The sequence below is a fragment of the Roseateles sp. genome, from assembly GCF_052436255.1.
In the GTDB taxonomy this organism is placed as follows: Bacteria; Pseudomonadota; Gammaproteobacteria; order Burkholderiales; family Burkholderiaceae_C; genus Pelomonas.
Genome location: NZ_JBQVNP010000267.1, coordinates 1 through 3,649 on the forward strand (window position 1 = coordinate 1; position 3,649 = coordinate 3,649).

The 3,649-nt window shown below is 72.0% G+C and carries 3 protein-coding genes; 2 read left to right on the forward strand and 1 reads right to left on the reverse strand.

All coding sequences use genetic code 11. The features are described 5' to 3' along the window. Both ACT6S0_RS27255 and ACT6S0_RS27260 read left to right on the forward strand, forming a co-directional pair. Window positions 1-1,353 (forward strand): DUF1800 domain-containing protein (locus ACT6S0_RS27255; RefSeq protein ID WP_444766856.1); only part of this gene is annotated, 1,353 nt, incomplete at its 5' end. A gap of 6 nt (window positions 1,354-1,359) precedes the next feature. Further along, the gene (locus tag ACT6S0_RS27260; protein WP_444766857.1) at window positions 1,360-2,592 is read left to right on the forward strand and encodes a DUF1501 domain-containing protein; all 1,233 of its coding nucleotides are present in this window, start codon (window positions 1,360-1,362) and stop codon (window positions 2,590-2,592) included. 134 nt (window positions 2,593-2,726) lie between these two features. Here the strand turns inward: ACT6S0_RS27260 and ACT6S0_RS27265 are convergent. After that, window positions 2,727-3,649: sensor histidine kinase (locus ACT6S0_RS27265; protein ID WP_444766858.1), on the reverse strand; the 923-nt coding region annotated here is incomplete at its 5' end.

A 3,649-nucleotide genomic window follows, 5' to 3' on the forward strand; every position in this document is an offset into this window, starting at 1 on the left:
GCGCAGGGGGCAGGCCCCTGGCTGGAGCGCTTCCTGGCCGAGCAGCTGGCGCCGCGCCGCCTGCCGCAGCCCGAGGCGCTGAGCGCACGCCTGGCCGGCCTGGACGTGCTCAAGCTGGGTCAGGCCGAATTGTTCGGGCGCTACCGAGAGGCCACCAAGGCGGCCCGCGAGGCGCGACGGGTGCAGGCCCGGGGCATGGCGCCCGAGGCCGACGCGATCAACGCGGTGCGCGAGCAGATCCGGCCGCTCGTGGCCGAGGCTGCCACGGCTCGCCTGGCGCGCGCGCTGCAAAGCCCGGCCCAGCTGGAAGAGGTGCTGACCGAGTTCTGGTTCAACCACTTCAACGTCTTTGCCGGCAAGGGCCCCGTGGGTGTGCTGGTGGCCGACTACGAGCAGCGCGCCATCCGGCCGCATGTGCTCGGGCGCTTCCGCGACATGCTGGGCGCCACGGCGCGCCACCCGGCCATGCTCATCTATCTGGACAACGCGCAGAGCGTGGCGCCCGGCTTCACGCCGCGGCGCGGCGCGGCCAACCCACAGCGCAACAGCGGCCTCAACGAGAACTACGCCCGCGAGCTGATGGAGCTGCACACCCTGGGCGTGGACGGCGGCTACACCCAGCGCGACGTGACCGAGCTGGCGCGCATGCTGACCGGCTGGGGCATCGACCAGCGCAAGGCCATGGCAGGTGGCCGGGGCGAGCTGTTCGCCTTCGACGCGCGCCGGCACGACGCCGGCAGCAAGACCTGGCTCGGGCAGGCCATCGAGGGCGCCGGCCAGTCCGAAGGCGAGCAGGCGCTGGACATGCTGGCCGCCCACCCCGCGACGGCGCGCCACCTGGCCTTCAAGTTCGCCCAGGCCTTCGTCGCCGACGATCCGCCGGCCAGCCTGGTGCAGAAGCTGGCCGACAACTTCAAGACCAGCGGCGGCGACCTGCGCGAGTTCACCCGCACGCTGATCGACGCCGACGAGTTCTGGCGCCGCGAGACCTGGCAGGCCAAGTTCAAGACGCCCTACCAATACCTGCTGTCTTCCTTGCGCGCGCTGGACCTGCAGCCCACCGACATGCGCAACCTGCTCGGCGCCCTGGCCCAGGCCGGCCAGCCGCTGTATGGCGCCGCCACGCCCGACGGCTACAAGAACACGGCCGCCGCCTGGCGCAACCCCGAGGCGTTGACGCAGCGCGTGCAGCTGGCGACGACGCTGGGGCAGCGCAGCGGCATGAGCGCTGACCGACTGGGTTCGACGCTGGGCGCTGCCGTCAGCGAGTCGACCCGCCGCATGCTGGCCACCGAGCCGCCCGCCCAGCAGCTCGCCCTGCTGCTCGCCAGCCCTGATTTCATGAAAAGGTAGGCCACCATGCTCCGTCGCCAACTCCTGCACTTCGGCGCCTTCACCGTCGGCGGCTTGCCCGTGTCCCTCGTGAGAGCCCAGGGTGGTGCCCGGAAAAAGCTCGTTGTCGTCATGCTGCGCGGCGCCGTGGACGGCCTGTCCGTCGTCGCCCCCTACGGCGAGCGCGAATACTCAGCCAGCCGGCCGCAGATCGCCCTGCCCCCGCCGGGCGCCGAGGACGGCCTCCTCAAGCTCGATTCGCTGTTTGGCCTGCACCCAAGCCTGAGCCCGCTCAAGCGCCACTGGGACGGCGGCCAGCTGGCCTTCGTGCACGCCAGCGGCTCGCCCGACCCGACGCGCTCGCACTTCGACGCGCAGGACTATCTGGAATCCGGCACGCCCGGCCGCAAGTCCACGCCCGATGGCTGGATGAACCGGCTGCTGGCGGCGCTCCCTGGTGAGCCCGCGCCGACGCGCGCCATCGCCTTGGGGCAAACGCCACCGCGCATCTTTGCCGGCAGCGCCAGCGTCGCCAGCCTGGGCCTGGGCCCGAACGCCATGCAGCGCCGCGCCATCGACAACCCGCAGATGCAGGCCGGCCTGGCCAAGCTCTACGCCGGCGACGCCCTGCTCAGCGGCACCCTGCGCGACACCACCCAGGGGCGCGCAGACATGGCCAGGAGCATGGCGGCCGCCGAGCCCCGCTCGATGGACCCGAGCGCCGATGCCGGTGCGCCTTCCGCACGGCGCTTTGCCGCCGATGCGCGGCGTCTTGGCACCCTGATCCGCAAAGACCCGCATACCCAACTCGCCTTCACGGCAGTGGGGGGCTGGGACACCCATGTCAACCAGGGCGCCGCGCGCGGCCAGCTTGCAAACCGCCTGGCCAGCCTGGGCGAGGGTCTGGACGCGCTGAGCGCGGGACTGGGCGATGCGTTGAAGGACACCGTCATCGTCGTCGTCAGCGAGTTCGGCCGCACCCTGCGCCAGAACGGCAACGGCGGCACCGACCATGGTCGTGGCAACGTCATGTGGCTGCTGGGCGGCCCGGTGGCCGGCGGCCAGGTGCAGGGCGACTGGCCGGGGCTGGACAAGCCGGCGCTGGCCGATGGCCGCGACCTGGCCGTGGCCAACGACTTCCGCCAGGTGCTCAGCACCCTGCTGCAGCGCCATCTGGGGCTGTCGGAAACCGCACTGGCGACAGTGTTTCCGAACGGCCCGCAGACTTGGCGTTATGCGCACAAGCTGCTGCGCGCCTGACTTCACCGCTGCTGTGGCCCCGCCACCGACTGGAGGACAAGATGAGACAGAACTCGGCGACCTTTGCGCTGTGTCTGGCTGTTGCGGTGCTGGCCTACTGGTTCCTGGTGGCGACGCTGAGCGTTTGATGTCGGCTACGCGGCGCCATTGAGTGCGATGCGCACCTCGGTCTGACCTTCGGCCTGCTCGAAGGCGAGCGAGCCGCCGTGCTGAGCCAGCAGCCGCTGCACGATACCCAGGCCCAGGCCTGACCCCGTTGCTGCATCGCCCGCGCTCGGGTTGCGCAGCGACAGGCTGCCGCGCTGCCAACCGATCGCTATGCAGCCCCCGGCCAGCCCGTGCGTCAGCGCGTTGGCCAGCAGGCTGGCCAGCACCAGTTGCAGCACCGGCGCCGGCAGCGCCAGTGCGTCGGCGGGGCCGAGCCGGCAGTCGATGCGCAAGGCCCGCGCGTCCAGCGCAGCCGCGTGCGCCAGCACCCAGTCTTCCACCAGCGGCAGGATGGGCGTGGGCGCCACCGGTGCCGTGGCCGGCTCGCGGGCCAGCATCAGCAAGGTCGCCACCGTCTGCTCCATCAGCCGCACCGCTGTCTGCAGCGGCAGCAGCTCGTGGCGCCGGGTGTCGTCGGCCTGCGCATGCAGGCGGTCCAGGCCGATGCGCAGCACGGCCAGCGGCGTGCGCAGCTCGTGGCTGGCGTCACGGCTGAAGGCCTGCTCGCGCTCAATGAAGTCGCGCGTGCGGCCCAGCAGCGCGTCGAGGCTGCGGGTCATGTCGCCGATTTCGTCCCTCGGTCCGCCATCGGGCAAACGGGGCAAGGCCTGCGGACGCGCCGCGCGCATGTGCTCGGACAGCCGCGCCAGCGGCCGGCTGACGCGGCGCGCCAGCAGCCAGCCCAGCAGGCCGGCCAGGCCCACCACGCCCATGCCCCAGCCAGCCAGCCAGCGAAGCAACTGGGCGCGCATCGGCCGCACGATCAACTGGCTGCTGACTTCGGCCACCAGCCATGGCGGCTGGCCCTGGCGCCCCAGCGGCATGAGGTGGTAGTGGCGGCCCTCGGCGC

What these genes read in the sequence shown, in the direction of transcription:
- ACT6S0_RS27260 (WP_444766857.1), top strand. Translation starts at nt 1,360, where the DNA reads ATGCTCCGTCGCCAACTCCTGCACTTCGGCGCCTTCACCGTCGGCGGC.